A 24,312-nucleotide genomic window follows, 5' to 3' on the forward strand; every position below is an offset into this window, starting at 1 on the left:
ACGGCCCTCGAACAGCCCGGGAACACCTCCGGGCGAGCCGGGAGCACCTCCGGGCGGGCAGGGAGGAACGCCCCCGGGGTCACCGGGGCTCCCGGCCGGGCCCGGGCGGCGGCGGGGCCAGCCGTACTCTGGATGCATGAGCACCGCCCCCGCGCCCGGTTCCGGGCCCGCTCCCGAGTCCGGCCCGCAGCCGTCCCAGGCGCACCGGCCGTCGTCCAGGCCCAAGCCGGCCCTGATCTTCGACGACCCGCTGGACCGGCAGTCCTCCGACGACACCGACCGCGGCTGGGGCGAACGGCCGCCCGCCTCCGGCAGCGCCGCCGACCTGGCGCGCTTCCTCGACGAGAAGCCTCCCCACCACATCTGAGCCGCCCGGCCCGGCCTCCGGCCGCTCCGGCCCGGCCGGACCGGGATCTGGTCCAGGTCCGGGGCCGGGTCCGGGGCCGGGTCCGGGACCAGGTCCGGTTCCGGGACCGGGTCCAGGGTCAGAGCGTGCTGCCGCCTGTGCGCGGCTGGGGGGCCGAGTCGACGGAGCCGGCGCGCTGCGCCACCAGGTTGTCCCGGATCTCCTTCAGCACCTCCAGCTCGGTGACCTCGACCAGCTCCTGCACGCCCTCGCGGGCCTTGCGCCGCGCCTCCTGCCGGGCGAGGTACTTCGCCATCGGCAGCACCATCAGGAAGTAGACGACCGCCGCGGTGATCACGAAGGTCAGCGTGGCGTTCAGCACGCTGCCCCAGAGGATGTTCACACCGACCGGGTTGCCCTGTGCGTCCACACTGCAGGGGCCCTTCAGACACGAGGTGTAGCCGTCCAGGCTCTTCGTGCCGATCGCGCCCACCACCGGGCCGATGATGCCCTTCACCATTGAGTTCACGATGTTCGTGAACGCGGCACCGATGACCACGGCGACCGCCAGGTCCACCACGTTGCCGCGCATCAGGAAGGCCTTGAAGCCCGCCAGGACGCTCTCCTTCTTCTTCTTCTCGCTCATCACTGAGCCCTTCGTCGTTCGAACAGGACACGGAGCCAACGGTTCCGAAAACTACGGCAGTACGGCCGCGGCCTGTCCAATCGGCGTACACCTTCAGGTGATTTGACTGATCATGGGCGCGAGTCAGCACAGCGTCACCGCCAGCGGAGTCACGGCGCCCACGCCGACGAGCTGCCGCGCGGTGTCCCGTGGCACGGACAGCACCACCAGCGCCCCGCCGTCCGTACCCTCCTCGTCCCGATCGGGTACGCCGGCCACCCGGGCACCCGCCGCCACCACACGGGGCGGCCCGCCCCGCTCCGCGGCCACCACGTCCACTCGGTCACCCACCCGGAGCAGCCGTACCGTCGCCGCATCCGCGATCCGCACCGGAGCGGACACCAGCCGCACCACGGGCGCGGCGCTCGGCCCCGGCCGGGGCGGCGGCGGGGCCTCGCCGCGCTGGGCCCGGGCCTCGGTCCCGCCGGCCGCCAGTGCGGCCGCCGCGGCCACGGCCAGCCCCACCCCGGCCACCCGCCGCCTGCGCCGCACGGCCCGCCGGAGCCGCCCGGGGCCCCGCCCCACCCGGAGCGGGGCGAACTCCGGCACCGCCCGAGGCGGCGGACATGTCACCGGAGCCGCGGAGAGCCGCCCGCCGGTCGAGGGAACGGAGGAAGCGGAAGAAGCAGCGGAAGCAGAAGCGAAGAAAGTGCCGGACATGCCGACCACCGCCCGTCGAGAGGGAGTTCACCCCGGACACCGCGCCCGGACACCCCTCACGATCCGGCACCGCACCCCCGCCCCGCCCGGACCTGTGGACACCCCCCGGCCTGTGGAAAACGCCGCCACCCACACGGGTTACGCTCCCGCCATGACACCGACCCCGACACCGACGGTGAGTCTGCGAGAAGTACGGGACGGGGACCTGGCGGCCTTCTGGGAACACGCCACGGATCCCGGCGCGCAGCACATGGCCGCGATGACCCGCGGTCACCACTACGACCGTTCGGCCTTCGACACCCATTGGGCCAAGGTCCGCTCCGACCCCGCCGTCACCGTCCGGACGATCCTCGCCGACGGTGAGGCGGCGGGCCACGTGGCGGTCTACGGCCCGCCGGAGGAACGCGAGGTCACCTACACCGTCGGACGCCCCTACTGGGGCCGCGGTGTGGCCACCGCCGCCCTGCGGGCCCTGCTCGTGCTGGAGCCGGCCCGCCCCCTGTACGGCTTCGCCGCGGCCGACAACACCGGCTCGGTCCGCGTACTGGAGAAGTGCGGCTTCCTCGTCACCGGATCGGTCCGGGAGTACGCCCGGGCCCGCGGCGAGGAGATCGAATTCGTCCGCCTCGTCCTCCCCGCCCCCGCGGAAGGCCCCTGAGGCAGCGGGGAGGGGACAAGGGGAAGGGGGGAGGAGGGGACAAGGGGAAGGGGAGGCGGCAAGGGGGACGAGGAGGGAAGGAGAGGCAGCGGGGAAACGGCAGCGGCCCGGGCCCGCTACGGCAGCTCGATCCCCAGGTCCCAGCCGTCGTGCGCGTGCGTGCACAGGCAGGACCGCGACTCCGCCGGCGGCAGCCCGGCCACGGCGTCGAAGAGCACCTCTCGCAGTCGGCCGATGTTCTCGCCGAAGACCTTCAGGACCTCGGTGTGGGAGACGCCCTCGCCGGTCTCCGCACCCGCGTCCAGGTCGGTCACCAGCGCCATCGAGGTGTAGCAGAGCCCCAGCTCGCGGGCGAGTACGGCTTCCGGGTGCCCGGTCATGCCGACCACCGACCAGCCCATCGCCGCGTGGAACCGCGACTCGGCCCGGGTGGAGAACCGCGGCCCCTCCACGACGACCATGGTGCCGCCGTCCACCGGCTCCCAGGCCCGTCCGCGGGCCGCCTCCAGCGCCACCGACCGCCCGACCGGGCAGTAGGGGTCGGCGAAGGTCGTGTGGACCACGTTGGGGACGGTGCCGTCGGGCAGCGGGTGCCCGTCGAAGTACGTCTGCGCGCGGGCCTTCGTACGGTCGACCAGCTGGTCGGGGACCAGCAGGGTGCCCGGCCCGTACTCGGTGCGCAGGCCGCCCACCGCGCAGGGGCCCAGCACCTGGCGGACGCCCACCGAGCGCAGTGCCCACAGGTTGGCGCGGTAGTTGATCCGGTGCGGTGGGAGGTGGTGCCCGCGGCCGTGGCGGGGCAGGAAGGCCACCGTCCGGCCGGCCAGCTCGCCCACGTAGAGCGAGTCGCTCGGTGCCCCGTACGGGGTGTCGACCTGGATCTCGGAGACGTCCTCCAGGAAGGAGTAGAAGCCCGACCCGCCAATTACGCCGATCTCTGCGTGCACCATGCGCACAAGCCTACGAGACACACCCGTACGGAGTACGCGGAAACCCCCGTGCCCATGGGGCGCGGGGGTTTCCGTTCAGCTCTGCAGCTCGCGTACGAGGTACGGAGCGTCAGGCGGCCGGGGTGCTCGGCGCTGCGGCCGGGGCCGCCGGAGCCGCGGTCGACGTCGAGGACGACGACGCGGGCTTCGAGGAGCTCGACGCGGGCGTGCTGCTCGACGAGGCGCCACGGCTGTCGTTCCGGTAGAAACCGGAACCCTTGAAGACGATGCCGACCGCGGAGAACACCTTCTTCAGGCGTCCCTTGCAGCTCGGGCACTCGGTCAGGGCGTCGTCCGTGAACTTCTGCACGGCCTCGAGGCCCTCACCGCACTCGGTGCACTGGTACTGGTAGGTCGGCACGATCTTCCTCCTGGCACTCTGACTCAATGAGTGCTAACGACGCTCCATGGTGACCTATTCCGGCGGATCAGTCCACCGTCACCGGCACGCGGTGACCGACGCCACGCTCGTTCACCCGTGCCGCGGCCTGACCGCCAGTCTGGCGCGGGGCACTCGTGACGGGCTTGACGGACGCCTTGGCACCGCGGGTGACGGCGGTCCCGGCAGCGCTCCCGGCACCGGTCGGGACACCGGTCGGGGCACCGGTCGCGGCACCAGCCTCGGCCCCGGCACCGGCCCCGGCGGTGGCCTTGGCCGCCACCGAGGAGGAGATCACGATGCGGCTGGGCGCCTTCGGCGCCAGCTTGCCGCGCAGCGTCAGCAGCGTGGCGAGCGCCAGCACGGTCGCGCCCATCGGCACCAGGAATCCGGCGGTGGAGCCGTGCGCGTCGGTCAGGCGGCCCGCCAGGACCACGGCGCCGGCCTGGCCGAAGGCGACCGCACCGGTCAGCCAGGTGAACGCCTCGGTGCGGGAGCCGGCCGGGACCAGACCCTCGACCATGGTGAAGCCGGTGATCAGGGCCGGGGCGATGCACAGGCCGACCAGCAGGCCGATCCCGCCCAGCACGACCGCGGAGTTCGCGGTCCACAGCAGCGAGGCGGCGGCGGTGAGGCCGACGTAGCCCAGGATCAGACGGCGGCGCGGGCCGATCTTCCAGGTGATGGCACCCATGGCGATGCCGGCGGTCATGTTGCCCGCGGCGAAGACGCCGTAGAGCAGACCGTTCGCGCCGGGGTTGCCCATCTCGTTGGAGAAGGCGGCCAGGGAGACCTGCATGCCGCCGAAGACGGCGCCGATGCCGACGAAGGAGGCGATCAGGACCCACAGGGCGGGGACGGTGAACGCCGGGGTGTGCTTCTCACCGGAGCCGGCGACGCGTCCGCGCGGCTTGGGCTGGGTGGCGCGCTGGGCGGCGAACAGCAGGCCGCCGAGCAGCGTCAGCACGGCCTCGGTCACCAGACCGGCGGCCGGGTGCACACCGGTGCACAGCGCGGTGGCCAGCACCGGTCCGACCACGAAGGTGAACTCGTCGGACACGGACTCGAACGCGGCGGCCGTCGGCAGCAGCGGAGAGCCCTCCAGGCGCGCGGCCCAGCGGGCGCGCACCATCGGGCCGACCTGAGGGACGCTCGCACCGGCCGGGACGGCGGCCAGTGCGAGCGCCCAGAGCGGGGCGCCGAGCAGGGCGAGGGCGGCGAGGCCGCTCACCGCGGCGGAGTGCGTGAGGACCACGGGGACCAGGACGGAACCCTGGCCGAAGCGGTCGGTGAAGTGGCCCATGACGGGGGCGAACAGGGCCATCGAGATGCCGGTGACGGCGGCGACGAGGCCGGCGTTCGCGTACGACCCGCTGGTGTGCTGGACCAGCAGCAGGATGCTGAGGGTCAGCATTCCGAAGGGGAGCCGCGCGGCGAAGCCGGGGAGCACGAAGCTCACGGCGCCGGGAGTGCGCAGGAGCGCGCCGTAACCGGGCTTGGCGGCGTGCGCGGCAGAAGAAGAAGTGGTGGTGGAGGACGTCGTCTCGGACTTGTCGGTCGTGACCGCGGATGTCACGGCCCTTGCCTTTCTGCTGCCTGGTAGAGCATCCCCGTCTGCGGGCGGTGCGGGCTTTGTGAGCCGCACCCGTACATGTGGGAGCCCCGAGAGCTGTCCTCTTGCGCAGAACCGAGTGATACCTGGGCACCCACTGCGAGGGGTGCCGCGGCCGCCGAGCGGTCGCGCCAGCTCTGCATCAGGCAGAGTTGGTTCGTTTGTGTTCCTTAATCATACAGGCAAAGTCACCGCGACGCCCTGTGATTACGCTGACAAGACGTGTCTTAACCTTTGATTAAGCGGAGCTTCACATTCCCGTCCCGTGGAAACGAGCGTGAAACCTCCCGTTTTCCTGGTGAACGAAGACCGGGATCCGTCAGATGATCCTCCGGGCCACCCGACGGAGCCTCGTGCGATCGGCTCCTGGCCAGGCGGTGTGCCCCTTTTGTAGTGGCCTCCCGTCGCCCGCTCAGTGCAGCGAAGCCCCGCCGGTCCCCAGCCAGCCGGCCAGCTTGCCGCCGCGGGCCACCGCCCGCAGCCGCGCCTCCGCCGCGTCCCGCACCGGGTCCGTCGCCACCACCAGCAGCTCGTCCCCGTGCCGCAGCACCGTGGACGGCATCGGTACGAAGCTCTTCTCGTCGCGGACGACCAGGGTGACGGCCGCGCCGGCGGGCAGCCGCAGCTCGCTGACCTCCACGCCGTGCATCCGGGAGCCGTCCGGGATGCCGAAGGACAGCAGGTGTCCGCGCAGCTTCTCCAGCGGCGCCGATTCGATGCCGAGGTCCGCCGCGGCCTCGCCGGTCTCCCGGAGGTTCAGCTTCCGGGCCAGCCAGGGCAGGGTCGGCCCCTGCACCAGCGTGTAGACGATCACCAGCACGAAGACGATGTTGAAGACCCGCTCGCTGCCCCCGATCCCGGACACCATGGGGATGGTGGCGAGGATGATGGGCACCGCGCCGCGCAGGCCGGCCCACGACATCAGGGCCTTCTCCTGCCAGGGCATCCCGAACGGCAGCAGGCTGAGCCACACCTCCAGCGGCCGCGCCACCAGCGTCAGCACCAGTCCGATGACCACCGCCGGCCAGAAGTCGTCGGCCAGCTCGTGCGGGGTCACCAGCAGGCCGAGCAGGACGAACATGCCGATCTGGGCGATCCAGCCGAGCCCGTCGGCGAAGCCCCGGGTGGCCGGCCAGTGCGGCAGCTTCGAGTTCCCCAGCACCATCGCCGCCAGGTAGACGGCGAGGAAGCCGGAGCCGTGCGCCATCGCGCCGGCCGCGTACGCCGTCACGGCGATGGCCATCACGGCGATCGGGTAGAGGCCGGAGGCGGGCAGGGCGACGTGCCGGAGGCCGTACGAGCCCATGAAGCCCACGGCGAGTCCGATGGCCGCGCCGATGGCCAGCTCCAGCGCTATCTCGGCTATGAGCACGTACCAGTCGCTGACGGGGCCGACCGTGGAGAAGGCCACCACCAGGATCACCACGGGGGCGTCGTTGAAGCCCGACTCGGCTTCCAGGACGCCGGTGACCCGGGAGGGCAGCGGCACCTTCCGCAGGACGGAGAAGACCGCCGCCGCGTCGGTCGAGGAGACGACCGCGCCGATCAGCAGCGCCTGCCGCCACTCCAGCCCGACCAGGTAGTGGGCTCCGGCGGCCGTCACGCCCACGCTGATCGCGACGCCGACCAGGGACAGCATCACCGCCGCAGGCAGGGCCGGCTTGATCTCTTTCCACTTCGTGCCCAGACCGCCCTCGGCCAGGATCACGACCAGGGCCGCGTACCCGATGACCTGCGTCAGCGCCGCGTTGTCGAACCGGACGCCGATGCCGTCCTGCCCTATCGCGATGCCTATGCCGAGGTAGATGAGCAGGCTGGGGAGACCGCTGCGTGAGGAGACGCGCACCGCCGCGACGGCGATGAGCAGCACGAGCGAGCAGACCAGCAAAAGCTCATTGAGCTGGTGGACAGTCAGCGGGCGGTCCTCTCTCACAGGGCCTGCCGGATCGTTCCTCCGGTGGCTGGTAGTTCGTTACCTTACCTAATCTTTGACGCTTTCTTGACTCGATAGTCACATTGTGAAACGCCAGTTCGACGAAGTCCCTGACACCGCGTCCGAACGGGCGCGGTGCTGCGCCTATGGTTGCTCCCAGCACTCAGGACCACCCTGCCCCTCGAAGGACAGCGATGCCCGCCAACGAATCCGCCCCCTCCGTCAAGAAGAAGGGGCGACGCGCCCGTCTGATCGTGCTCACCCTGGTGCTGGCGCTCGTCGCGGGCCTCGGTTACGGGGCGTACTGGAGCGTGGACAGTGTGCGCGCCTCCTTCCCGCAGACGACCGGCAGCCTGGCCCTCCCGGGTCTCACCGGCACCGTCGAGGTGAAGCGCGACCGCCACGGAATCCCGCAGCTCTACGCCGACAACGACCAGGACCTGTTCCGCGCGCAAGGCTTCGTGCACGCCCAGGACCGCTTCTGGGAGATGGACGTACGCCGCCACATGACCTCCGGGCGCCTCTCGGAGATGTTCGGCAGCGGCCAGGTCGAGACCGACGCCTTCCTGCGCACGCTCGGCTGGCGCCAGGTCGCGCAGACCGAGTACGACACCAAGCTCTCGGCCGACACCAAGAAAAACCTCCAGGCGTACGCCGACGGGGTCAACGCGTACCTGAAGGACAAGTCCGGCAAGGACCTCTCGGTCGAGCACGCGTCCCTGAAGATCAGCGACGACTACGCGCCCGAGCCGTGGAGCCCGGTGGACTCCGTGGCCTGGCTCAAGGCCATGGCCTGGGACCTGCGCGGCAACATGCAGGACGAGATCGACCGGGCGCTGATGTCCGGCAAGCTCACCCCGGAGCAGATCGCACAGCTGTATCCGGCCTATCCCTATGACCGGAACAAGCCGATCGTCGAGGGCGGCAAGGTCGATTCCGGGCAGTACGTCCCCCAGGGCCAGTCCGGCTCCGGCACCACGGGCCGCGGCACCACCGGCACCGGCCGGAACTCCGTCTCGACCGGCGGCACCGGCTCGACCACCGGCACGGGCTCGACCACGGGCACCGGCTCGACCACGGGCACCGGCATCAGCACGGACACCGGGACCGGCGCCACCTCCCCGGCCGGCGCCACCGAGGGCCTGCGCAGCAGCCTGACCGCCCTCTCCGGCACCCTGGACGCGGTCCCCGCCCTGCTCGGCCCGAACGGCAGCGGCATCGGCTCGAACTCCTGGGTCGTTGCCGGCAAGCACACCACCACCGGCAAGCCCCTGCTGGCCAACGACCCGCACCTGGCCCCGCAGCTGCCCTCGATCTGGTACCAGATGGGCCTGCACTGCCGGAAGGTCTCGCGCGACTGCAAGTACCAGGTGGCCGGCTACACCTTCTCCGGCATGCCCGGTGTGATCATCGGCCACAACCAGGACATCGCCTGGGGCATGACCAACCTGGGCGCCGACGTCACCGACCTCTACCTGGAGCAGGTCCGTCCGGACGGCTACGTCTACGACGGCAAGGTCCTCCCCTTCAAGACCCGCGAAGAGGTCATCAAGGTCGCCGGCGGCGCCGAGAAGAGGATCACCGTCCGCTCCACCAACAACGGCCCGCTGGTCTCCGACCGCAGCGACCAGCTGGAGACCGTCGGCGTCCGCGCCCCCGTCGACAGCTCCGCCCCCGACCGGGGCAACGGCTACGCGGTGGCCCTGCGCTGGACCGCCCTGGACCCGGGCAAGTCCATGGACGCCGTGTTCGCGCTCGACCGGGCCAAGAACTTCCAGGACTTCCGGGCCGCCGCGCGCGACTTCGAGGTCCCCTCGCAGAACCTGATCTACGCCGACACCAAGGGCCACATCGGCTACCAGGCACCGGGCCGCATCCCGGTCCGCGGCCAGGGCGACGGCCGCATGCCGGCCCCCGGCTGGGACTCCAAGTACGCCTGGAAGGGCACCCCCGGCGGTACCGCCGGCTGGATCCCGCAGAGCGAGATGCCCTGGGACTACGACCCGCAGCGCGGCTACATCGTCACCGCCAACCAGGCCGTCGTCGAGAACGGCAAGGGCAAGTACCCGTACGCCCTGACCACCGACTGGGGCTACGGCGCCCGCAGCCAGCGGATCAACGACCTCATCGAGGCGAAGGTCAAGGACGGCGGGAAGATCTCGACCGACGACATGCGGACCATGCAAATGGACAACAGCAGCGAGATCGCCGCGCTGCTCACGCCCATCCTGTCCAAGATCCACGTCTCGGACCCGGACGTGCGCAAGGCGCAGCAGCTGCTGGACGGCTGGAACTACACCCAGGAGCCCGATTCCGCCGCGGCCGCCTACTTCAACGCTGTCTGGCGGAACGTCCTCCGGCTGGCCTTTGGCGACAAGATGCCCAAGGAGCTCCGGATCGAGGGCAGCTGCCTGAACGTCCGCGAAGCGGCCTCCGGCCCGGTCGACGACCTCGCCGAGACGGTCCGCGAGTGCGGCATGCGGGACGAGGACTCGGCCCAGCCGGACGGCGGCGACCGCTGGTTCGAGGTGGTGCGCGCACTGGTCAAGGACGAGAAGTCCGGCTGGTGGAAGGCCCCCGCGACCCGCACCGCGAAGGCCGCCACCACGCGCGACGAGCTGTTCGCGCGGGCCATGCGGGACGCCCAGTGGGAGCTGACCGCCAAGCTCGGCAAGGACCAGAGCACCTGGAGCTGGGGACGGCTGCACCAGCTGATGCTGCGCAACCAGACCATCGGCACCGAGGGCCCCGGCTTCCTGCAGTTCGTGCTCAACCGGGGTCCCTGGAACCTGGGCGGCGGCGAGGCCGCGGTCAACGCCAGCGGCTGGAACGCGGCCGGCGGCTACGACGTCACCTGGGTGCCGTCCATGCGGATGGTCGTGAACCTCAACGACCTGGACAAGTCCCGCTGGATCAACCTGACCGGCGCGTCCGGGCACGCGTACCACCCGAACTACACGGACCAGACGGACCTGTGGGCCAAGGGCGAGCTGCTGGACTGGCCGTTCGGCCCGGACGCGGTGAACCAGGCGACCGAGGAGACCCTCACGCTGAAGCCCGAGGGCTCCTGAGGGCCTGAGGGCCTGCGGTCAATCCGCCGGGGGCCCGAGAGTCCTCCGCCCGCCGCGCTGAGCGGCGAACCGGCGCACCCCCGACGGGGTGGCCACCGCCTGCACGGGGTGGTCGTGCGGTTCCTCCGGGACCCGCGCGACCACCTCGTTGTCGTAGAGGAGCACCACCAGCGCCGGATGCGCCCCGGCCTTCTCCAGCCGCGCCAGCACCCGGTCGTACGAGCCGCCGCCGCGGCCCAGCCGCATCCCGCGGCCGTCCACCGCCAGCCCGGGCAGCAGCACCGCGTCGGCCCCGGTCACCGCCTCCGGGCCGAGCCGGGGACCGGCCGGCTCCAGCAGCCGCATCTTTCCCGGGTGCGCCGCTTCCACCAGGCTTCCGGGCCCCTCGTACGCGGCCCAGTCGAGGTCGTTGTCGGGCAGCAGGACCGGCAGAAGCACCTGCTTGCCCGCCCGGCGCAGGCCGTCCAGCAGGTCGCGGGTGCCGGGCTCGGTCCCGACCGAGACGTACGCCGCCACCGTGCGGGCGCCGGCCAGCTCGGGCAGTTCCAGGGCCTTTCCGGCCAGCGCCCTGGCCGCCGTACCGGCCGCTCCGGGTGACAAGGCGCGCCTGGCTGCGAGCAGTTCACGGCGCAATTCGGACTTCGCAGATCGGTTCTCTGTCACAGCTCGCCTTCAAATCCCTTGCCATACCGGTGCAAAACGGTATTTGTTTACCGGAATCTCACCGTGCGTCTTCACGTACCCTCTATCGTTCTGCCCATGACTCAGTTGCACCCCGTGATCACAAAGGCCGTCATTCCGGCCGCGGGCCTCGGTACTCGCTTCCTTCCTGCGACCAAGGCCACCCCCAAGGAGATGCTCCCGGTCGTTGACAAGCCCGCCATCCAGTACGTGGTGGAAGAGGCTGTCAACGCGGGCCTGGACGACGTTCTCATGATCACGGGACGCAACAAGCGACCGCTCGAAGACCACTTCGACCGCAACTACGAGCTGGAGTCGGCCCTCGTCGCCAAGGGTGACGACGACCGGCTGAAGAAGGTCCAGGAGTCGAGCGACCTGGCCACCATGCACTACGTCCGCCAGGGCGACCCGCGCGGCCTCGGCCACGCCGTGCTCTGCGCCGCCCCGCACGTCGGCAACGAGCCCTTCGCCGTGCTCCTCGGCGACGACCTGATCGACCCGCGCGACCCGCTGCTCCGCCAGATGACCGAGATCCAGCAGCGCACCGGCGGCTCCGTCATCGCCCTGATGGAGGTCCCCGCGGAGAACATCCACCTCTACGGCTGCGCCGCGGTCGAGGCCACCGACGAGACGGACGTCGTCCGCATCACCGGCCTGGTGGAGAAGCCGGACGCGGCCGACGCCCCGAGCAACTACGCGGTCATCGGACGGTACGTACTCAACCCCGCGATCTTCGACATACTGCGGGAGACCGAGCCGGGCCGCGGTGGGGAGATCCAGCTCACCGACGCCCTGCAGAAGCTGGCCGCCGACGAGACGTTCGGCGGTCCGGTGCACGGCGTGGTCTTCCGCGGCCGTCGCTACGACACCGGGGACCGTGCCGACTACCTGCGGGCCATCGTCCGCCTCGCGTGCGAGCGTGAGGACCTGGGCCCGGAGTTCCGCACCTGGCTTCGCAGTTACGTCACGGAGGAGATGGAGTAAGCCTTGAGCAGCACCGCACCGCAGGGCACCGCACCCGGGCCGCAGCGCCTCTGGTCGGTGGACGAGCACCTGGCGGACGTCCTGGCCGCGATCCGGCCGCTGGAGCCGATCGAGCTGCAGCTGCTCGACGCCCAGGGCTGCGTCCTGGTCGAGGACGTCACCGTGCCCGTCGCCCTGCCGCCCTTCGACAACAGCTCCATGGACGGCTACGCCGTCCGGGTGGCCGACGTCCAGGGGGCGAGCGAGGAGTTCCCGGCGGTGCTCACGGTGATCGGGGACGTCGCGGCGGGCAGCGGTGAGCTGCCCTCCGTGGGCCCCGGCCAGGCCGCGCGGATCATGACCGGCGCCCCGCTGCCGCCGGGCGCCGAGGCCGTCGTCCCGGTCGAGTGGACCGACGGCGGCACCGGCGGCGGTGCCGCGGACGGCATGACCCCGGCCAGCTCCGCCCCCGAGGGCGCCGGCGGCGAGGTGCGGGTGCACCGGGCCGCCGAGGCGCGCGCCCACGTGCGGGCGCGCGGCAGCGACGTACAGGCCGGCGACCTGGCGCTGGCCGCCGGCACCGTCCTCGGGCCGCCGCAGATCGCCCTGCTCGCCGCGATCGGCCGCGGCACGGTCCGCGTCCGGCCCCGGCCGCGCGTGGTGGTGATGTCCACCGGCAGCGAGCTCGTACAGCCCGGCGAGGCGCTCACCGCCGGGACCATCTACGACTCCAACAGCTTCGCGCTGGCCGCGGCCGCCCGGGACGCCGGGGCCATCGCCTACCGGGTCGGGGCGGTCGCCGACGACGCGGACACCCTGCGCGCCACCATCGAGGACCAACTGATCCGGGCGGACCTGCTGGTCACCACCGGCGGGGTGAGCGTCGGCGCGTACGACGTGGTCAAGGAGGCCCTGTCGGCGGCCGGACGGCCGGAGGACGGGGAGGCCGGGGATGCGGCCGGGAACGGTGACGGCACCTCCGCCGGCGGCGGGATCGACTTCCGCAAGCTGGCCATGCAGCCCGGCAAGCCGCAGGGCTTCGGCTCGATCGGCCCCGACCGCACCCCGCTGATGGCCCTGCCCGGCAACCCGGTGTCCTCGTACGTCTCCTTCGAGCTGTTCGTCCGCCCCGCCATCCGCGCCCTGATGGGACTGCCGGAGGTTTCCCGCCCGGTGGTCCGGGCCCGGCTGGAGGCCGACAAGGCGATCGGCTCGCCCGCCGCCCGCAGGCAGTTCCTGCGCGCGACGTACGACGCCCAGGCCGGCACGGTCAGCCCGGTCGGCGGCTCCGGCTCGCACCTGATCGCCGCGCTGGCGCACGCCGACTCGCTGCTGGTCGTCCCGGAGGACGTCACCTCCGTGGAACCCGGCACCGAGCTGGACGTGATTCCGCTCGGCTGACGGTTCCGAGCGGCCGGCGGTCCCGACCGCCGGGCGGTTCCGACCGCCGGGCGGTTCCGAGCGGCCGGACGGCCCGTCCGGCTGACGGTCCTGCCCGGCCCGGGCGGCCGGGGTCCGGGTAGCGTGTGTTGCACCACACAGGCCCCGTCGGGGCCCAGAGCGGAGCGGCGCAGCGATGAGTACCCAGAGCAGGCTGACGCACATCGACGAGGCGGGCGCGGCCCGGATGGTCGACGTGTCGGAGAAGGACGTCACCACCCGCACGGCGCGGGCCAGCGGGCGGGTCCTGGTCGCGCCCCGGGTGATCGAACTGCTGCGGGGCGAGGGAGTGCCCAAGGGCGATGCCCTCGCCACCGCGCGGATCGCCGGGATCATGGGTGCGAAGAAGACCCCGGACCTGATCCCGCTGTGCCATCCGCTGTCGGTGTCCGGCGTCAAGGTCGACCTCACGGTCGCCGACGACGCGGTGGAGATCCTCGCCACCGTGAAGACCGCGGACCGCACCGGCGTCGAGATGGAGGCGCTGACGGCGGTCGCGGTGGCCGGCCTGACCGTGATCGACATGGTGAAGGCGGTCGACAAGGGCGCGGTCATCACCGACGTCCGCGTCGAGGAGAAGACCGGCGGCAAGTCGGGCGACTGGAGCCGGTCGTGAACGCGCCCCGCGGCGGCGAGGTCCACAGCCACGCCCATCCGGAGCAGGGGGCGCCCTCGGCGTCTGCCCCCGCCCCGGACTCGGCTCCGGCGGCCCCTCCCGCCGGAGCGGGCCCGCGCGGCCTGGTCGTCACGGCCTCCAACCGGGCGGCGCAGGGCGTCTACGCCGACAAGGGCGGTCCACTGCTGGCGGACGGCCTGCGGCAGCTCGGCTTCGCGGTCGACGGCCCCCGGGTCGTCCCGGACGGCGACCCCGTCGAGCTCGCCCTGCGCGAGGGCGTGGCCGCCGGCTACGACGTCATCCTCACCACCGGCGGTACGGGCATCTCGCCGACCGACCGGACCCCCGACGCCACCGCCAGGGTGGTCGACTACCAGGTCCCCGGCATCCCGGAGGCCATCCGTGCCGAGAGCCTGGCGCACGTGCCCACCGCGGCGCTCTCCCGCGGCCTGGCGGGCGTCGCCGGCCGCACCCTGATCGTCAACCTGCCCGGCTCCACCGGCGGGGTCCGCGACGGGCTGGCCGTACTGGCCCGCATCCTGCCGCACGCGGTGGAGCAGATCCACGGGGGCGACCACCCCCGGCCGCCCGCCGGACCCGCGGGGAGCGAGAGCTGAACGCGCCTTCCTGGCCGGTGGTGCTGCGCGACGGCGACGTGTCGCTCCGGCCGATAAAACTGCGGGACCAGCGCGACTGGCGCGAGGTGAACCGGCGCAACCGCGAATGGCTGCGCCCGTGGGAGGCGACGATCCCGCCGCCCGCACCCTGGGGTCCGGTGGTCCAGCGTCCGACGTACCGGCAGATGGTCCGGCACCTGCGGGCCGAGGCGAACGCCGGCCGGATGCTGCCGTTCGTCGTCGAGTACCAGGGCCGGCTGGTCGGGCAGCTGACGGTGGCCGGGATCACCTGGGGCTCGATGTGCGCCGGCCACGTGGGCTACTGGGTGGACCGCGAGGTGGCCGGGCGGGGCGTGATGCCGACGGCGGTCGCGCTCGCCGTGGACCACTGCTTCCGCGCCGTGGGGCTGCACCGGATCGAGGTGTGCATCCGGCCCGAGAACGGGCCGAGCCGCCGCGTGGTGGAGAAACTCGGCTTCCGCGAGGAGGGGTTGCGGCCGCGCTACCTCCACATCGACGGCGCGTGGCGGGACCACCTGGTCTACGCGCTGACGGCGGAGGAAGTACCGGAGGGGCTGGTCGAGCGCTGGCACCGGCGGCGCGTCCAGCACCGTCAATAAAGCGTAAATCGCAAACCTGTTCGAATTAAAGGGACATCGGCCGATCGTCTGATCCGAAGAATCACAAAAAAAGTCGGTGATATCAGCCAGATCGTGCGACACACCGGCCCAATTGGCCGATGCCCCAGCCCGCGCCCCTCTACGGTGTGAGGTGTGAGCAGCAGCGGCCTCATCTACGCAGTCATCGTGGGGGCCTGGGCCGCCTACTTGGTGCCCATGTGGCTCCGGAGGCAGGACGAGCTGAACGAAGCCCGTCCGACGGAACGCTTCTCCACCGCCATCCGGTTGCTTTCCGGACGGGCGGGAATGGAGCGCCGTTACGCCAAGGAACTGCGTGAGCGCGGTGGCGAGGAGGGGCAACCCCACGCGGACCCGGACGCGGCCACGGAATTGGTGAATTCCGTCGAGGCCGACGCCCGGGCCTCAGGCATGTCCCCGACCCGGGCCGAGCCCCGGGCGGCCGCCGCCGAACGGATCGAGCGGAACCGGCGCGAGAGCCGCCACCAGGTCCTCGCCCGCCGCCGGCGCACCACCGCGATCCTCTTCCTCGCCTTCACGCTGGGCGCGATCGTCGCCGCGGTCGGCGGCCTCCGGTTCCTCTGGGCCCCGGCCGTGCCCGCCGTCCTGCTGAGCGCCTACATCGGCCACCTGCGGGCGCACGAGCGGCGCCGCTTCGCGTTCACCATGGACCGCCGTCGCGCCGAGGCCGCGGCGCGCCGCCTCCGCGAGAGCCGGTCGCCGCGCCGCCGCGACCCCGAGGACCCGGCCGCCGCCGCGGAACCCGACCCCGCGCCCCCCGTCTCCCCGCAGGAGGCGGGCCGCCGTGCACTGGTGGAGCAGACGGACCACGCGGAGTGGGTGGACCAGCAGAAGGAGCGCGAGCGCGGCCCGGCCCGCGGCGACAGCTGGGAGCCGGTCCCGGTTCCGCTGCCGACCTACGTCACCGCCCCGGTCGCCCCGCGTGCCACCGGCTCCCCGGCCCCCGACGCCTGGAGCCCGGCCCGCTCCAGCACCGCCGAGCCCACCGACCCCCGGCTGCGCGCCCAGCGCTCCGCGGCCCCGCCGGCCTCCCCCCAGGACCCGTCCCGCCCGGCCTCCCGCCGCCCCCGCGACACGGGCCGCACCCCGCTGTTCGACCAGTACGAGAGCGACGACCGCCCCCGCGCGGCCAACGAGTGATCATCGGTTTTGGACCAGGGCCGCGGGGATGCTAATGTTTCACACGTCGCAAGGGCCTGTGGCGCAGTCTGGTAGCGCACCTCGTTCGCATCGAGGGGGTCTGGGGTTCAAATCCCCACAGGTCCACAGACGACAGTTCTTGAGTAGCTCTCAAGAATCGTCACGAGATCCCGTTCCGCCGAAAGGCGGGGCGGGATCTCGGCGTTTCCGGGGGTACCCGAGCCGACGCCATGGCCCGACCGGTGCGGTCAGTCCGCCGCGGGTGGAGCGGAGCTTCGTTCGACCCGGCGCGGAGGCCCGTCCCCCCGGCACAGAATGGGGCCATGGTGATCGGGGAGCGCGGCGGGGCGGCGGAGCAGGCTTGGGCGGCACTCGGCGGGGACGCCGGGGTGGTGGGGCGGGTGCGGTACCGGGGGGTGGGTGGGTTCGGTGACGGGCCTTTGCCGGTGGGGGAGTTGGCGCGGGCTTCGGTCGGGGTGTGTTCGCTGGCCGCTGCCGAGCTGGGCGCCGTACGGGGCGGGCGGGACGAGGTGTCCGGGGTGGTGGTCGACGAGGGGGCGGTGACGGCCGCGTTCGTCAGCGAACGGCACCTGCGGGTGGACGGGCGGGCGCCGGTGGTGTTCGCGCCGCTGTCCGGGTTCTGGCGGGCCGAGGACGGCTGGGTGCGGACGCACGCCAACTATCCGCACCACCGGGCCGCGCTGGTACGGGCCTTGGGGTTGGCGGGGGAGGCGCCGGAGGAGCTCGCCGCGGCGGTGGCCGGGCGGAAGGCGGCCGAGGTGCAGGAGGCGGTGTACGCCGCGGGCGGGCTGGCCGTGGCCGTGGCGGACCGTTACGGGGCACCGCAGCCGCTGGTGGAGTGGACGTCGGAGGTCCGGGAGGACCGGCCGGGGGTGCTGCCGGGGGCACCGGAGGGGCTGCCGATGGCCGGCCTGCGGGTGCTGGACCTGACCCGGGTGATCGCCGGCCCGGTGGCCACCCGGACGCTCGGGCTGCTCGGCGCGGACGTGCTGCGGATCGATTCGCCCCGGCTGCCCGAGGCGGACGACGCCCACGCGGACACCGGCTTCGGGAAGCGGTCGGCCCGGCTGGACCTGGCGGTCCCGGCGGACCGGGAGGTGTGTGAGCGGCTGCTCGGCGGGGCGGACGTGGTGGTCACCGGGTACCGGCCCGGCGCCCTGGACCGCTACGGCCTGGCCGAGGAGGACGTGCGGGCCCGGCGGCCGGGAGCGGTGGTGGCCCGGCTGTGCGCCTGGGGCTGGTCGGGGGAGTGGGCCGGGCGCCGCGGTTTCGACTCGCTGGTGCAGGCCGGTTACGGGATCTCGGCCGCGTACGCCGCCCCGGACGGCACCCCCGGGGTGCTGCCCGCCCAGGCCCTGGACCACGCCACGGGGTACCTGGTGGCCGCCGGGATCATGCGGGCGCTCTCCGACGGGGGCGGCCGGTCCCTGAGGTTCTCGCTGGCCGGTACGGCGTCCTGGCTGGTCCGGGGCATCGGGGCGGAGCCCCGGCCCGCCGCGGCGCCGTGCCCGCCGGAGCCCTGGCTGCGGGAAGCCGACTCGGCGTACGGGCGGCTGCGGTACGCAGCCCCGCCGCTCGGACACGGCCCCGCCGACTGGTCCCGTACGCCGTCCCGCTGGGGGACGGACGCCCCGTTGTGGCTGCCCCGGTGACCTTCCGGCCGCGGCACCGGCCGGGTCAGGGGTGCAGGGGCTTGGCCATGCAGCGGCTGTTCTCGTACTCGCGGTAGTAGCCGAACTTCGGGCACAGCTCGTAGCCCGAGGAGAGGTAGAGGCCGATGGCCTCCGGCTGCTGGTCGCCGGTCTCCAGGACCATGCGGGTGCGGCCGGCGGCGCGGGCGTCCGCCTCCAGCTCGGCGAGGATGCGCCGGGCCAGGCCGCGGCCGCGGGCACCGGGGATCACGTACATCCGCTTGAGTTCGGCATCGCCGTCCGAATAGCCCTCGTCGTTCCGCTCCTGGCTGCGCCAGCCGCCGCTGGCCACCGGGAGGCCGGAGGGGTCGTAGGCGAGGAGGTAGCGGCCGCGCGGCGGTTCGAACATGGCCGGGTCGAGCCAGGTGGCATCGCCCTCGCCCTGGTACCGGTGCCGGTATTCGATCTGGACATCGTCGTTGAGCTTCACCGCGTCCGGGTGGTCGTACGTCACGGTGTGCAGCTCGATCCCGTCAAACATCCGAATATCGTACGGCGGGTTCGGCTGTCCGGGATGTGGCGGATCACACCGCCCAGGCCGGTTGCCGAGTACGCTGCTGCGCGTTTGTGCCGATCTGGGGAGTTTTCTTGATCACCGTGACCTCCGTGAACGTGAACGGGATCCGCGCCGCAGCCAAGAAGGGCTTCGTGCCGTGGCTGGCGGGGACCGATGCCGATGTGGTCTGCCTCCAGGAGGTCCGGGCCGAGGAGGCGCAGATCCCCGAGGAGGTGCGGGCGCCCGAGGGCTGGCACACCGTCTTCGCGCCCGCCGCCGCGAAGGGCCGGGCCGGTGTGGCGTTGTTCACCCGGCGCGAGCCGGAGGAGGTCCGGGTCGGCTTCGGCAGTGACGAGTTCGGTGCCGGCGGGCGGTACGTGGAGGCCGACCTGCCCGGACTGACCGTCGCGAGCCTGTACCTCCCGTCCGGGGAGGCCGGCACGGAGAAGCAGGACGAGAAGTACCGCTTCATGGCGGAGTTCCGCACCTACCTGGAGGAGCTGAAGGGGAAGGTGGCGGCCGACGGGCGGGAGGTGCTGGTCTGCGGTGACTGGAACATCTGCCACCGGGAGGCCGACCTCAAGAACTGGAAGACCAACCGCAAGAGCGCCGGCTTCCTGCCCGAGGAGCGGGAGTGGCTGGGCGGGGTCTACGACGGCGTCGGCTACGTGGACGTGATGCGGCAGCTGCACCCCGACCAGGAGGGTCCGTACTCCTGGTGGTCCTACCGGGGCCGGGCCTTCGACAACGACGCCGGCTGGCGCATCGACCTGCACGTGGCGACGCAGGGCCTGGCGGCCAAGGCGGTGAAGGGCTTCGTCGAGCGGGCCGAGACGCACCCCGAGCGGTGGTCCGACCACGCCCCGGTGACCGTGGTCTACGACCTCGGCTGATGGGTCCGGGGCTGATGGGTCCGGGGCTGATGGGTCCGGTGGGGCTGCACCGGGTCCCGTCCGTCCGCCGGGGCGGGCCGCTCCGCGGGGTCCGCGTCCGGCACGTGTCCAGTCTCCGGCCCGGGTCCCGTCTCCGGCCGGCCGAGGGCGGCCTGCAGGCGGTCCAGTGCCATCGACAGCTCCGCCTCGACCACGTTCTTGGCGACCGGCCGCAGCCGGCCGATCGCCTCCGGGTCCGCCACGTGCCGGGCGATCAGGCCGGCGAAGAGTTCCGCCATCGCGTCGGCGTGCTCGCGGACCCGGCGTCCCGCGTCCAGCACCGCCGCCAGCGGCACGCCCTCGCGGACCAGGGCCGAGGAGGCGTCCAGCAGGCGCCGGCTGACGTGCACGATCTCTTCGCCGTCGGCCGCCACGTAGCCGAGGTCCAGCGAGGCCATCAGGTTCTCCGGGGTGACCTCCCCCTCGAAGTAGTCGGCCATGGCCTCCGGGGTCAGCCGCACGGGGGTCTCCTCCGACCGGCCCATGCCGAGCAGCTCGCCGAGCTGGCCGACGTCGCGCCCCTTCTCGAACGCCGCGGTGAGCTCGGCGATCCCGCCGAGGGTGTGGCCGCGTTCCAGCAGGGCCGCGATGGTGCGCAGCCGGGCCAGGTGGTGGTCGTCGTACCAGGCGATACGGCCCTCGCGGCGGGGTGGCGGCAGGAGTTTGCGCTCCCGGTAGAAGCGCAGGGTGCGCACCGGTATGCCGGCCGCCTCGGCCAGTTCGCCGGTCCGGTATTCGCGTACCGTCTGTTCGTCCGCCACAGGCGCAGCCTATGGCGTACTGCCGGTAACTTTCCCGACGAGACCCCTACCCATGAGTACGGAGAGGCTCTACTCTCCCAACCGTGCCAGTGATCGCTGGCAGAGTCTGTGAAGGGCGGCGGGCGTGGGCGAACATGTGCGCGTGGCGGTGATCGGGTCCGGCTTCGGCGGGCTGGGGGCGGCGGTCCGGCTCCGCCGCGAGGGGATCACCGATTTCGTGGTGCTGGAGCGGTCCGATTCGGTCGGCGGCACCTGGCGGGACAACACCTATCCCGGATGTGCCTGCGACGTCCCCTCCCACCTCTACTCCTTCTCCTTCGCCCCGAACCCGGACTGGCCCCGCACCTTCTCCGGCCAGCAGCACATCCGCGCCTACCTGGAGCACGTCGCCGACACCTTCGGGCTGCGGGCGCACCTCCGGCTTGAGCACGAGGTGCTGATGATGCGCTGGGACGCCGACGCGCTGCACTGGGAGATCGAGACCTCGGCCGGCGACATCACCGCCGAGGTGGTCGTGTCCGCCACCGGCCCGCTCTCCGACCCCAAGCTGCCGGACGTGCCGGGCCTGGCCGGCTTCCCCGGCAAGGTCTTCCACTCCGCCCGCTGGGACCACGACCACGACCTGCGCGGCAAGCGGGTCGCCATGATCGGCACCGGCGCCTCCGCGATCCAGATCGTCCCCGCGATCGCGCCCGAGGTCGGCCGGCTCACCCTCTTCCAGCGGACCCCGCCGTGGGTGATGCCCCGCACCGACCGGGAGATCAGCGCGGTGGAACGCTGGCTGCACCGGCAGCTGCCCTTCACCCGGGCCGCTCGCCGCGGGGTGCTCTGGGGCCTCCGGGAGCTGCAGGTCGGCGCGTTCACCAAGCACCCGGGCAGGCTCGGCCTGATCGAGACGATGGCCAAGGCCAACATCGCCCGCTCGATCAAGGACCCCGCCCTGCGGGCCAAGCTCACCCCCTCGTACCGGATCGGCTGCAAGCGGATCCTGCTGTCCAGCGAGTACTACCCGGCGCTGGCCCGGCCCAATGTGGACCTGGTCGCCTCCGGGCTGAAGGAGGTCCGCGGCTCGGTGCTGGTGGCCGCCGACGGCACGGAGACCGAGGCCGACGTGATCGTCTTCGGTACGGGGTTCCACGTCACGGACATGCCCATCGCCGACCGGGTGGTCGGGGACGGCGGCAAGACCCTGGCCGAAGCGTGGAAGGACGGGATGCAGTCGCTGCGCGGGGCGACCGCGGCCGGGTTCCCCAACTGGATGACGATCATCGGGCCGAACACCGGGCTCGGGAACAGCTCGATGATCCTCATGATCGAGTCCCAGCTGAACTACATGGCCGACTACGTGCGCCAGCTGGGCCTGCTCGAAGGCCGCAGCCAGGGCCAGGGCCATGGCGAAGGCCGCGGCCGGGGCCGGGGCGGGAGGGTCGCGCTCGCCGCCCGCCCCTCCGCCGTGAACGCCTGGAACCGCCGCGTGCAGGACCGGATGAAGCGGACCGTGTGGAACACCGGCGGCTGCACCAGCTGGTACCTGGACGCGGCCGGCCGGAACACCACCGTCTGGCCCGGCACCACGGGCGAGTTCCGCGGCGAGACCCGGACCGTGGATCTTGCCGAATACGAGGTGCTGCGCGCCGGGAGCGGGCAACGTACATCCGTGCCGGCAGGAGCTGCCGGTGCCGTCGCCACCGAGGAGGAAGCCGCATGAGCAGGCTGACGCACGTCACCGCCGGTCCGTACGCACCCCCGTCCGCCCGGCGCGAGCTGGTCGCCGAATCCGCCGACGGGGCACGGCTGCACGTCGAGGTGCACGGGGACGAGGACGCGCCCGCCGTGGTGCTCGCGCACGGCTGGACCTGCTCCACCGCCTTCTGGGCCGCCCAGGTCCGCGAACTCGCCCGGGACCACAAGGTCATCGCCTACGACCAGCGCGGCCACGGCCGCAGCCCAGCCACGGGCGTCTTCAGCACCGGCGCCCTCGCCGACGACCTGGTCGCCGTGCTCGCCGCCACCCTCGGCGAGGGCGAGCGCGCCGTGGTCGCCGGACACTCCATGGGCGGGATGACGATCATGGCCGCGGCCGGCCTCCCCGGCTTCGACGACCGGGTGTCCGCCGCGCTGCTGTGCAGCACCGGCGCGGCCCGGCTGCCCGAGGAGTCCACGGTGGTCCCGATGCGCCCCGGCCCCGCACGGACCCGGATCACCCGCACCGTCATGTCCGCCCGGACGCCGCTCGGACCGGTCACACCGGTCGCGAAGAAGGCCGTGCAGTACGTGACCATGGCGCCGGGCACGGCCCCGCACAAGGTCGACGCCTGCGCCCGGATCGTGCACGCCTGCCCGCCCAGGGTGCGGCACGAGTGGTCGAAGGTCCTGGCCGGCCTGGACGTGCGGCACAACCTGGCCCGGCTCACCGTGCCGACGGCCGTGATCGGCGGTACCGCCGACCGGCTCACCCCGATCGTGCACTCGCGCGGCCTGGCCGCCGAGCTGCCGCACTGCGTGGGGCTCACGGAGCTGACCGGGATGGGGCACATGACGCCGATCGAGGCGCCGGAGGCCGTCACCGGCGTCATCCGCGGCCTCGTCGGGATCGCGGCCGCGGGCGGCACGGACGCGGGCGGCAGCGGTGCGGGCGGCACGGACGCGGGGATCAAGGAGAAGAGCGTATGAGCGGCGGCGGCAGGCGGAGTCTGGAGGGGCAGGTCGCGGTCGTCACCGGCGCGGCCCGCGGGGTCGGCGAGCTGCTCGCCCGGAAACTGTCCGCGCGCGGCGCGCGGATCGCCCTGGTCGGACTGGAGCCCGAGGCGCTCAAGGAGGTATCCGAGCGCCTCCACACCGACAGCGACCACTGGTTCGCCGACGTCACCGACCACGAGGCGATGGCCCGGGTCGCCGAGGAGGTCAAGCAGCGCTTCGGCAAGGTGGACATCGTGGTCGCCAACGCCGGGGTCGCGGCCGGCGGGCCGTTCGGCGACTCCGACCCGGACGCCTGGCGGCGGGTGATCGAGGTGAACCTGATCGGCAGCGCCGTCACGGCCCGCGCCTTCCTGCCCGTACTGGCCGAGAGCCGCGGCTACTTCCTGCAGATCGCCTCGCTCGCCGCCATGACCCCGGCGCCGATGATGACGGCGTACTGCGCGTCCAAGTCGGGCGTGGAGGCGTTCGCCCACTGCCTGCGCGCCGAAGTCGGCTACAAGGGCGTCAAGGTGGGCGTGGGCTACCTGTCCTGGACCGACACCGACATGGTGCGGGGCGCCGACGAGAACGACGTCATGCGCGAGCTGAGGCAGCGGCTGCCCTGGCCGGCGAACCGGACGTACCCGCTGGGGCCGGCCGTGGACCGGATCGTGGCCGGCATCGAGCGCCGCTCGGCGCACGTGTACGCGCAGTGGTGGCTGCGCGGGATGCAGTCCGTGCGCGGGTACCTCCCGGCGGCGATCGCGCTGGGCGGACAGCGGGAGATGAAGCGGTTCGAACCCCGGTTGTCCGGTGTCCGCAAGGGGCTCGTGGGGGCCGGCGGGGCCGCCGACGAGAAGGAGCGGACCGCGCACCGCTGACCGAAATGCGAGGTCCGCCCCCTCGTGAAAGTCTGGTCGAGGCCCCACCACCGACACCCCTCGTGGAGTGAAAGCATGGGTATCGAAGACCGGTTCAACGAGAAGGCGGAGCAGGTCAAGGGCACGTCCCGGCAGCCGGCCAAGGGCCCGCAGCAGGGCCCGGCCGAGCGCATACGGGCCCGCGAGGAGGAGGCCGCGAAGCCCGCGCGGCGCCCGCAGCAGGAGGAGGAGGCGCGCCGGGCGTACGGCGACGAGGACGACTTCTAGCGCGCCGCCCGCAGCGTGCGAAGGGCGCGACCGTTCCGGAACGGTCGCGCCCCTTCCTGTTCCCGGCCCCCCTCTCCCTCCGTCCCTCTTTCTCCCGCTCCTTCCGCTTCCCGGTCCGCTTCCCGGTCCGCTTCC

At 72.7% G+C, this 24,312-nt stretch carries 24 protein-coding genes and 1 tRNA gene; 16 read left to right on the forward strand and 9 right to left on the reverse strand.

The window, feature by feature from the left end:
- Window positions 1-136 precede the first annotated feature (136 nt).
- The gene (locus AB0O36_RS13455; RefSeq protein ID WP_365108515.1) at window positions 137-367 is read left to right on the forward strand and encodes a hypothetical protein; all 231 of its coding nucleotides are present in this window, start codon (window positions 137-139) and stop codon (window positions 365-367) included.
- A gap of 118 nt (window positions 368-485) precedes the next feature.
- Here the strand turns inward: AB0O36_RS13455 and mscL are convergent, their stop codons facing one another.
- Complete coding sequence (gene mscL, locus AB0O36_RS13460; protein ID WP_365108517.1) at window positions 486-992, reverse strand: large conductance mechanosensitive channel protein MscL; 507 nt, start codon at window positions 990-992, stop codon at window positions 486-488.
- Between the two features lie 123 nt (window positions 993-1,115).
- The gene (locus tag AB0O36_RS13465; RefSeq protein WP_365108520.1) at window positions 1,116-1,580 is read right to left on the reverse strand and encodes a hypothetical protein; all 465 of its coding nucleotides are present in this window, start codon (window positions 1,578-1,580) and stop codon (window positions 1,116-1,118) included.
- 262 nt (window positions 1,581-1,842) lie between these two features.
- Between AB0O36_RS13465 and AB0O36_RS13470 the strand changes: the two genes are divergently transcribed.
- The gene (locus AB0O36_RS13470; protein ID WP_365108523.1) at window positions 1,843-2,349 is read left to right on the forward strand and encodes a GNAT family N-acetyltransferase; all 507 of its coding nucleotides are present in this window, start codon (window positions 1,843-1,845) and stop codon (window positions 2,347-2,349) included.
- Between the two features lie 116 nt (window positions 2,350-2,465).
- Here the strand turns inward: AB0O36_RS13470 and AB0O36_RS13475 are convergent, their stop codons facing one another.
- The 4 genes from AB0O36_RS13475 to AB0O36_RS13490 form a co-directional block, all read right to left on the reverse strand.
- Window positions 2,466-3,299, reverse strand: a complete 834-nt coding sequence (locus tag AB0O36_RS13475) for an S-methyl-5'-thioadenosine phosphorylase (RefSeq protein WP_365108526.1) — start codon at window positions 3,297-3,299, stop codon at window positions 2,466-2,468.
- A 109-nt stretch (window positions 3,300-3,408) separates the two neighbouring features.
- Window positions 3,409-3,699, reverse strand: a complete 291-nt coding sequence (locus tag AB0O36_RS13480; RefSeq protein ID WP_365108529.1) for an FmdB family zinc ribbon protein — start codon at window positions 3,697-3,699, stop codon at window positions 3,409-3,411.
- A 67-nt stretch (window positions 3,700-3,766) separates the two neighbouring features.
- The gene (locus tag AB0O36_RS13485) at window positions 3,767-5,194 is read right to left on the reverse strand and encodes an MFS transporter (RefSeq protein WP_365108946.1); all 1,428 of its coding nucleotides are present in this window, start codon (window positions 5,192-5,194) and stop codon (window positions 3,767-3,769) included.
- Between the two features lie 547 nt (window positions 5,195-5,741).
- Complete coding sequence (locus tag AB0O36_RS13490) at window positions 5,742-7,262, reverse strand: potassium/proton antiporter (protein ID WP_365108531.1); 1,521 nt, start codon at window positions 7,260-7,262, stop codon at window positions 5,742-5,744.
- A gap of 194 nt (window positions 7,263-7,456) precedes the next feature.
- On the opposite strand from AB0O36_RS13490, the gene AB0O36_RS13495 reads away from it, so the two are divergent.
- The gene (locus AB0O36_RS13495; RefSeq protein WP_365108533.1) at window positions 7,457-10,333 is read left to right on the forward strand and encodes a penicillin acylase family protein; all 2,877 of its coding nucleotides are present in this window, start codon (window positions 7,457-7,459) and stop codon (window positions 10,331-10,333) included.
- A gap of 18 nt (window positions 10,334-10,351) precedes the next feature.
- Here AB0O36_RS13495 and AB0O36_RS13500 read toward each other — a convergent pair whose 3' ends face one another.
- Entirely contained in the window at window positions 10,352-10,996 is a 645-nt protein-coding gene (locus tag AB0O36_RS13500) for a 5-formyltetrahydrofolate cyclo-ligase (RefSeq protein ID WP_365108536.1), read from the reverse strand.
- Window positions 10,997-11,092: 96 nt separating this feature from the next.
- Between AB0O36_RS13500 and galU the strand changes: the two genes are divergently transcribed.
- From galU to AB0O36_RS13540, 8 genes are all read left to right on the forward strand, one after another.
- Window positions 11,093-11,998 (forward strand): UTP--glucose-1-phosphate uridylyltransferase GalU, encoded by a 906-nt coding sequence (gene galU / locus AB0O36_RS13505; protein WP_365108538.1) that lies wholly within the window; start codon window positions 11,093-11,095, stop codon window positions 11,996-11,998.
- Window positions 11,999-12,001: 3 nt separating this feature from the next.
- A complete protein-coding gene (gene glp, locus AB0O36_RS13510) occupies window positions 12,002-13,378 on the forward strand; it encodes a gephyrin-like molybdotransferase Glp (protein ID WP_365108541.1) in 1,377 nt (458 codons plus the stop codon).
- A gap of 175 nt (window positions 13,379-13,553) precedes the next feature.
- A complete protein-coding gene (gene moaC, locus AB0O36_RS13515) occupies window positions 13,554-14,033 on the forward strand; it encodes a cyclic pyranopterin monophosphate synthase MoaC (protein WP_365108544.1) in 480 nt (159 codons plus the stop codon).
- Between the two features lie 122 nt (window positions 14,034-14,155).
- On the forward strand, window positions 14,156-14,650 hold the full coding sequence (locus AB0O36_RS13520; protein ID WP_365108949.1) for a MogA/MoaB family molybdenum cofactor biosynthesis protein: 495 nt from the start codon (window positions 14,156-14,158) through the stop codon (window positions 14,648-14,650).
- 17 nt (window positions 14,651-14,667) lie between these two features.
- Entirely contained in the window at window positions 14,668-15,270 is a 603-nt protein-coding gene (locus tag AB0O36_RS13525) for a GNAT family protein (RefSeq protein ID WP_365108546.1), read from the forward strand.
- Window positions 15,271-15,423: 153 nt separating this feature from the next.
- Complete coding sequence (locus AB0O36_RS13530; protein WP_365108549.1) at window positions 15,424-16,449, forward strand: hypothetical protein; 1,026 nt, start codon at window positions 15,424-15,426, stop codon at window positions 16,447-16,449.
- A 52-nt stretch (window positions 16,450-16,501) separates the two neighbouring features.
- Window positions 16,502-16,575 (forward strand) — tRNA-Ala (locus AB0O36_RS13535).
- A gap of 197 nt (window positions 16,576-16,772) precedes the next feature.
- Complete coding sequence (locus tag AB0O36_RS13540) at window positions 16,773-18,122, forward strand: CoA transferase (RefSeq protein ID WP_365108552.1); 1,350 nt, start codon at window positions 16,773-16,775, stop codon at window positions 18,120-18,122.
- Window positions 18,123-18,147: 25 nt separating this feature from the next.
- On the opposite strand, the gene AB0O36_RS13545 is transcribed toward AB0O36_RS13540, so the two are convergent.
- Window positions 18,148-18,642, reverse strand: coding sequence for a GNAT family N-acetyltransferase (locus AB0O36_RS13545; RefSeq protein WP_365108554.1), 495 nt, complete (start codon window positions 18,640-18,642; stop codon window positions 18,148-18,150).
- 107 nt (window positions 18,643-18,749) lie between these two features.
- Between AB0O36_RS13545 and AB0O36_RS13550 the strand changes: the two genes are divergently transcribed.
- Window positions 18,750-19,550, forward strand: coding sequence for an exodeoxyribonuclease III (locus tag AB0O36_RS13550; RefSeq protein WP_365108556.1), 801 nt, complete (start codon window positions 18,750-18,752; stop codon window positions 19,548-19,550).
- Here the strand turns inward: AB0O36_RS13550 and AB0O36_RS13555 are convergent.
- Complete coding sequence (locus tag AB0O36_RS13555) at window positions 19,535-20,350, reverse strand: MerR family transcriptional regulator (RefSeq protein ID WP_365108559.1); 816 nt, start codon at window positions 20,348-20,350, stop codon at window positions 19,535-19,537. The genes AB0O36_RS13550 and AB0O36_RS13555 overlap by 16 nt on opposite strands.
- 124 nt (window positions 20,351-20,474) lie before the next feature.
- On the opposite strand from AB0O36_RS13555, the gene AB0O36_RS13560 reads away from it, so the two are divergent.
- The 4 genes from AB0O36_RS13560 to AB0O36_RS13575 all read left to right on the forward strand — a co-directional run bounded on the left by AB0O36_RS13560 (window position 20,475) and on the right by AB0O36_RS13575 (window position 24,177).
- Window positions 20,475-22,058 carry an NAD(P)/FAD-dependent oxidoreductase gene (locus AB0O36_RS13560; RefSeq protein ID WP_365108562.1) on the forward strand — a complete coding sequence of 528 codons (1,584 nt, stop codon included), beginning with the start codon at window positions 20,475-20,477 and terminating at the stop codon, window positions 22,056-22,058.
- Window positions 22,055-23,023 carry an alpha/beta hydrolase gene (locus tag AB0O36_RS13565; RefSeq protein WP_365108564.1) on the forward strand — a complete coding sequence of 323 codons (969 nt, stop codon included), beginning with the start codon at window positions 22,055-22,057 and terminating at the stop codon, window positions 23,021-23,023. The genes AB0O36_RS13560 and AB0O36_RS13565 overlap by 4 nt, the downstream gene beginning before the upstream one ends.
- Window positions 23,020-23,910 carry an SDR family oxidoreductase gene (locus AB0O36_RS13570; RefSeq protein WP_365108566.1) on the forward strand — a complete coding sequence of 297 codons (891 nt, stop codon included), beginning with the start codon at window positions 23,020-23,022 and terminating at the stop codon, window positions 23,908-23,910. The genes AB0O36_RS13565 and AB0O36_RS13570 overlap by 4 nt, the downstream gene beginning before the upstream one ends.
- A gap of 75 nt (window positions 23,911-23,985) precedes the next feature.
- Window positions 23,986-24,177: a hypothetical protein gene (locus AB0O36_RS13575; RefSeq protein ID WP_365108568.1), complete on the forward strand. Its 192-nt coding sequence runs from the start codon at window positions 23,986-23,988 to the stop codon at window positions 24,175-24,177.
- The last annotated feature ends 135 nt before the right edge of the window (window positions 24,178-24,312 follow it).

It is taken from the genome of Streptomyces sp. NPDC089799, assembly GCF_040684755.1.
Taxonomy (GTDB): domain Bacteria; phylum Actinomycetota; class Actinomycetes; order Streptomycetales; family Streptomycetaceae; genus Streptomyces.